A 6,465-nucleotide genomic window follows, 5' to 3' on the forward strand; every position below is an offset into this window, starting at 1 on the left:
ACGGCCAGGCCACGTACACAGCTAACACCTGAGTTAAGCCGCGCCGCGAAGCGGCGTCGGCTTGGACGAATTGTTAGACGTGGGCGACTGCACTACAAGCTTCCCCGACGCTGTGCGACGACCCGAAGCACTTGAGAGAGCCCTACGGCCGAAATTGAAGGCCGGCTACCCTCAAATGGATTCTCATTGGCTGCGGCAAGCACGAACGAGCTGCTAGGACCGACATAAGTGCATGCTCCATCTTGGAGGTACACGCCGCCGGCTGCCAGCGGCCCATACCCATTCGAAACCCATGCTGGGTCAATGGGAAGGCGCTCACGCCGGAATGTTGCGGTGAGCGGTGCCCAGAAGCTTCTTGCACCATCAACCTTGTAGCAGACGAACTGGTTGCCGATGCCAATTCGATTGACTGGGCTACCCGTGTTCGTGACCGCGGGGTCTGCATTGAGAATAGACGCATCGAAGTACGCGATTGCGCCGGGGGTAATTTCTTCGAGTGTCAGTGCCATTTGATCCCCACGTCTAACACCTGAGTTAAGCCGCGCCGCGAAGCGGCGTCGGCTTGGACGAATTGTTAGCGATCAGCAGGCCACGGATGCGGGCCGCTGAACGCGCATGCGGCGAGTTTGGCACGCCGTGCCCCGGCCATGCACCCGACCCCGGGCACGCGCAGTGGACCGCACATGCTGCGGAGGGTGCGGGGGCCGCGAAGCGGGCCAAGCGGGGCAGGGAACGCGCTAGCCGAGACATGCCGCCCGGCAGCCGGGTGCAGCCCGACCATGTGCGGATTCAGACGTTGCCCAGCTGCACGCGGCTGCAGCTACGAATGCCACGGCTGACGTGGCCGAAAGCTGCGAAGGCTCAGGAGCGACTAAACCACACGCGCCAGGATCTATTCCCTGTGAGCGCTAACACCTGAGTTAAGCCGCGCCGCGAAGCGGCGTCGGCTTGGACGAATTGTTAGGCCCCGGCCCGGGACCGGTAACGGAGCCAGCGAGGAGGGCCAAGCCGGCGACACCGACCAGCGGGGCGGCGGTGGCCCAGTAAATCTTGCCCGGCAGTGCCAGCGCCGCAAGAAACGCTGCACAGGTGCCGGCTGTAATGAGCAGGGCCAAGGCTATGCGAGCCCAAGCGGGTAGAGCAAAAAACCTTGCTCCGAGCCAGATGCGAGCACCTCCGCCCAGAAGGCCAGCGATGCCTCCAAGGCCCAAGAGAAACAGCAAAGGCTCACGGGGGCCGACCGCGACGAGGATGAACGCGAAAGGGCCGAGCATGACGGTGGCAAGAACCGCAACGGCCGCGAGCAGGGCGCGTACGCTTTTTCGGTCTACCCAGCTAGCGATGGTGCTGAACAAGGGGCCTAACACCTGAGTTAAGCCGCGCCGCGAAGCGGCGTCGGCTTGGACGAATTGTTAGGGCTCATGCGATGACGCTCACCACCGCTGCAGACAGTATGAGAAGAACTGCAAGGACAAGCAGCGAAACCCAACCAAGCCCCACCTGACGCAGGTCCAGCCCGCTCGGCGAAGTGTCCAGCAGGTCATGGCGCAACGCAAACGTACCGCCGAGCAGCATGCCCAGACCAAGCAGCCCAAACTTGAGCTGCCCGGACTCTGCAGCGCGGACAAGATACCAAGCGCCCACCAGCAGCAGTGGAACGGACCAGAGCCGATACAACTTGTACTTTCGAGTGCTACGCATGTCTGACATGAGCCCTAACACCTGAGTTAAGCCGCGCCGCGAAGCGGCGTCGGCTTGGACGAATTGTTAGGCCCCGCCCTGCGCTTGGAACTTGCGAGCGCGACGCCCAACTGCCAGATGCGATGGTACGACGGATCGGTGCAAGGGTGCTGCGGCCCGGACGTTGCCGAGGGTGGTGGCTGCGAGTGCGAGGTGTGGACGCTGAGGCCACCCGCAAGCGGAGCGGCAGCCGGCTCCGACGCGACGGGACCAACAGGCGCGATGTGCTCGCATGGAGCCTGAGCCCGAAGGCGAATTGGGCTTTGGCCTGAACCCAGCCGAGAGCCACGCCGAATGCTGCCGAAGCCATGCCGCCGAGCACGGTGGCAGAGAGTAGGCAGACACTCGCCGACGCCTACGACCTTTCCTGCGGGGCCTAACACCTGAGTTAAGCCGCGCCGCGAAGCGGCGTCGGCTTGGACGAATTGTTAGGCCTACGGCGGCGAAATGACAAAGTCGAACAAGCGCAGGGCGGTTTCGACCGGCCGGGCTCCAAGCGACTCGTAGAGTTTGATCGCCCGCAGGTTGTTTGCGCGGGCGCCCCGGATGATGAACTCCGGGCATTCCTTCTCCCGGGCCTTGGCGCGTAGCTGTTCGATGACGGCACTGCCATAGCCCTTCGAGCGCTGTGCGCGCTCCAATTCGATCTTCTCAAGCACAAATGGACCCCTGCGTTCGAACCATCCGTGTGCTCTTCCCGCCCGATGGCCGCCCAGCCAGATCTCGATCAGATAGTGCTGCCGCTCTCCAGACTCCTCGTAGCGCCAACTGGCCGACACCTGGAGGGGTTTGGACTTCATTTGTCGTGATCTAACCACGTAGGCCTAACACCTGAGTTAAGCCGCGCCGCGAAGCGGCGTCGGCTTGGACGAATTGTTAGCCATACGTGCTCTGCGCTCCCATGTACCACATGAGAGCACCTATCCCGACGAGAATCGGCGCGATGAGTGCCCCAGCGGCGTGCCCCTTATGGCGCAGGCTCAGCGTATGCCAGTTGGTATACGCGCGGATTGTAAGCATAGGGTAGGAGACCAAGAGCGGGACGACCGCGCCAAGCCTTAGGTGGTTGGGTAACGCATCAAAGTGCTGGAATGCCCACCACGCGAGCGATCCGCCGCTCAACAAAAGGCAGAAGCCTATTGCCATTACCACCTTCTGCGCTTGGGGACCAATTTCCATCAGTATGGCTAACACCTGAGTTAAGCCGCGCCGCGAAGCGGCGTCGGCTTGGACGAATTGTTAGCGCCCGGCCCGGTTGGGACAGGCGCCTCCGTAGACTTACGGCCGCGAGCATGCCACGGCTTGCCCGGAACGACAGCAGCCCGCGAGCCGATGAGTGGTGAGCGCGACGTGGCACGGCCGGCCGGGCCGCGCTGCGCCAGCAGGGCGGCAAAGCCGATGCCGCAGGGCAAACCGATTGCCGCACCCGCCGAGATGCGTCCGGGCAGGGTGCCGCGCTGCAATGGTTTGGCTATGCGGCTTGCACGGCGCGGCACGCTGCGTGGAGCCGGCGAACCCGCCGGGCACGACGCGACGGTGCACGGCCACGTGCTTGCGGTGCCAGCTGCACACGAGCGCAAGAGTACGAGTGCAACGGACAAGCCCGAACACCGAACCTCGCCTGCGGGCGCTAACACCTGAGTTAAGCCGCGCCGCGAAGCGGCGTCGGCTTGGACGAATTGTTAGCGCCCGGCCCGGGTGGGACAGACGCCTCCGAAGAGCTGCGGCGATGAGCATGCCACGGCTTGCCCGGAACGGCAGCAGCCCGCGAGCCGATGAGTGGTGAGCGCTACGTGGCACGGCCAAGCGGGCCGCGCTGCGCCAGCAGGGCGGCAAAGCCGATGCGGCAGGGCAAGCCAATTGCCACACCCGCCGAGGCGTGTCCGGGCAGGGTGCCGCGCTGCGACCGTTTGGCCGCGCGGCTTGCACGGCGCGGCACGCTGCGTGGAGCCGGCGAACCAGCCGGGCACGACGCGACGGTGCATGGCCACGTGCTTGGGGTGCCAGCCGCACACGAGCGGAAAACTACGAGTGCGACGGACAAGCTCCGAACACCGAATCCCAACTGCGGGCGCTAACACCTGAGTTAAGCCGCGCCGCGAAGCGGCGTCGGCTTGGACGAATTGTTAGCTGGCCAGCGGCGGGGCGGACCAGCACGGGATAGGGATACTGCATTTGCTCTACGCCCTGCCGCAATGGGCGAAGCCGGCGAGGGTGGATAGCGACCCCGCGAAACCTTCCTGGGCCGCCCGAAGCCCGCGCCGCTCTAACGCGATGGTTCAAATGCCGGCGCCGGGCAATCCCGCGTTGTGGCCGAAGCGTATCGCGAGACACCGAGCGCTTGAGCCGAAAGCCGGGAGTGCAGGAGGGACAGCTAACACCTGAGTTAAGCCGCGCCGCGAAGCGGCGTCGGCTTGGACGAATTGTTAGCAGCGTTACTCGGGAAGTGAATAGCTGACTTTGGTTTCATTGACTGACACGTAGCCATGCTTCTGGAGTGCCTTGAGCAAAGCGGACAGCTCCTCCTCGGCGAGGGCCTTCTGGAACAGCGAACTGATCGTGCTCGTGAGGGTTTTAACGGTGCGTGGCCGCGACGACCCGCGCTGCTTGAGGTTAGCGACAACTACTTCGAGCTTTTCTGCCGGGCTCTTCGAGTTTGCAGCCTTTACGATGGGCATTTCGCCGATGTCTTTCGAGCGGCACGCGTAGATCTTCCTGCTTTTCAGGTGAGCGATCAGTGGATCAAAGCCCGTATCCTTCGAAATGATGTGGAAGAAGCTATTCGGATCAGCCGCGGCGAGCTGGCCGATGTAGAACGCGACGTGAAAATCGAGTGCGTTCGGACCATTGCCGGCGATTTTGACGTAGCTTGCTTTCGGCCCAAGACGCTGCAGGGTATCCGCAATCTCGTAGTTCACTTTGGTCTGGTTCGCGCCTACGAAAACGAAGATCTGGAAGTGCTCCTTCTCCAGGGCCGCTAACGCCGAAGGTTGCACATTTTCGTAGTCAATCAACACGTAGTTAGTGCGCAAACGAGATACTCCCCTTAGCTGCTAACACCTGAGTTAAGCCGCGCCGCGAAGCGGCGTCGGCTTGGACGAATTGTTAGGCCGCGCCACCGTTAGGCCTGCTGTTTAAGCCCGCTTATCCAGGTGACGCGCCACTGCCTCTCGGACCTTGCCGGTTTCGGCTAGCAGTGCCCCTTCTAGTGATCCTGTTGCAAAGTGCAGGGCCCTCTTCAGAGGAAATCCGAGTCTGTCCGGAGGCACGTTATCACGCAGCCAGCACGCGCCCGCTGCCGACGCTTCAGAAATGCTGAAGCCAGCCTTCTTGAACTCTCGCAATTTAGACTTCCATTCCCGCGAGATCTCGGACATTGCGCGGCCGAGCGCGCTTGATGCTGGAGCGCCGTAATTAGGGTGGGTCGAAATGACCCTAATGATGCGGAGGCGGACTCTCAGATCAAAGAACATCACAAGCTCCCCATTGTCTGTTGCGCGGCCTAACACCTGAGTTAAGCCGCGCCGCGAAGCGGCGTCGGCTTGGACGAATTGTTAGGTGCTGCTCCGCTGCCGCTCGAGCTGATGCCAGATGCGCAAGATGGCGAGAGCGGATGGGTGCACCGTATAGCGAACGACATACGAGCCGAACACGAAATCACGGACTGCACCCGGCTCAGGGCTTTGCGGTACCGGCCGGCCCATCTCAGGGAAGGTAAGCAACTGTTCAATGCGCCCGACGAGCTCGGCCGCGATACGGGCGGCGGCGGCCGGATCCTTTTCTGCAATGAACTGCCGAAGGCGAACCAGGTCTTGGACGGCCTCGGGCGAATAGACCAGCCTCACTGAGCTACGCGCGGAGGCGGCAACTCATCAGACTGGCCCCAGGACCGCAGCCACGCGTGGACCGAATCACCCGCGACGACCTTACCCTGTGCGACCGATTCAATGGCCCCGAGCGTTTCTTTCCAGCGCGCATGTTCCAGCTCCCGTCGGGCCACATACTCGCGGATGGCCTCATTGATGAGCCAGTTCTTGCTCCGGTGTAGCTTGCCGGCCATGGCTTCCAGACTGGACTCGACTTCGGGTTGTAGGCGGATCGAGGTGACACCCATGGCAGGCTCTCCGGCGCGAGGCTGCAATGTATTACACCGTAACCGCGCTTGCAAGGATGCCGCCAGCAGCACCTAACACCTGAGTTAAGCCGCGCCGCGAAGCGGCGTCGGCTTGGACGAATTGTTAGCGCCCAGCTGAGCAACAACGAAGCGCGAACGGTAGTTTCAGGTGGCGAGGATGCCACGGCAGAGCACTGACCGAGAACCCGGCCGCGAGCCTGGTTGGCCTGAGTGCGATGGAGCACGGCCGCCTGGGCGCGCTGCGGAGCAGGGCGCGAAGCCAAAGAGGCGAGGGCAAAGCAACGACCTCAACCGCCGAGCAACGGCCCGAAGCCGGGTGCCGTGCACGCGGGCCACTGTCCCTCCTGAGCGCTAAAGCTACCCGGGCGTGCGCGGCACGCGGTCTGAAGCCAGCCAAGCCACCCGGGCCCGATGCTTCGAATGCACGGCAACTCGCTTGCGATGCGAGTGGGAGAACTCGGAGCGACTCGCTTGCGACGAGACTACCCCGAGATGCGGGCAACGACTTTGGGCGCTAACACCTGAGTTAAGCCGCGCCGCGAAGCGGCGTCGGCTTGGACGAATTGTTAGCGCCCGGCCCGGTTGGGACA

6 protein-coding genes are annotated in these 6,465 nt (G+C 63.1%); all 6 read right to left on the reverse strand.

Annotated elements, in window-relative coordinates; all coding sequences use genetic code 11:
- Positions 1-920 precede the first annotated feature (920 nt).
- Positions 921-1,355: a hypothetical protein gene (locus EYQ95_RS25630; RefSeq protein ID WP_132331964.1), complete on the reverse strand. Its 435-nt coding sequence runs from the start codon at positions 1,353-1,355 to the stop codon at positions 921-923.
- A 64-nt stretch (positions 1,356-1,419) separates the two neighbouring features.
- Complete coding sequence (locus EYQ95_RS25635) at positions 1,420-1,710, reverse strand: hypothetical protein (protein WP_132331966.1); 291 nt, start codon at positions 1,708-1,710, stop codon at positions 1,420-1,422.
- A 464-nt stretch (positions 1,711-2,174) separates the two neighbouring features.
- Positions 2,175-2,540: an N-acetyltransferase gene (locus tag EYQ95_RS25640; protein WP_132331968.1), complete on the reverse strand. Its 366-nt coding sequence runs from the start codon at positions 2,538-2,540 to the stop codon at positions 2,175-2,177.
- A gap of 1,635 nt (positions 2,541-4,175) precedes the next feature.
- Positions 4,176-4,772, reverse strand: a complete 597-nt coding sequence (locus tag EYQ95_RS25645; RefSeq protein ID WP_132331970.1) for a PIN domain-containing protein — start codon at positions 4,770-4,772, stop codon at positions 4,176-4,178.
- A gap of 522 nt (positions 4,773-5,294) precedes the next feature.
- The gene (locus EYQ95_RS25650) at positions 5,295-5,585 is read right to left on the reverse strand and encodes a type II toxin-antitoxin system RelE/ParE family toxin (protein WP_132331972.1); all 291 of its coding nucleotides are present in this window, start codon (positions 5,583-5,585) and stop codon (positions 5,295-5,297) included.
- The gene (locus EYQ95_RS25655) at positions 5,582-5,854 is read right to left on the reverse strand and encodes a CopG family ribbon-helix-helix protein (RefSeq protein WP_132331974.1); all 273 of its coding nucleotides are present in this window, start codon (positions 5,852-5,854) and stop codon (positions 5,582-5,584) included. The genes EYQ95_RS25650 and EYQ95_RS25655 overlap by 4 nt, the downstream gene beginning before the upstream one ends.
- Positions 5,855-6,465: the final 611 nt, after the last annotated feature.

This window comes from Lysobacter sp. N42 (assembly GCF_004344885.1).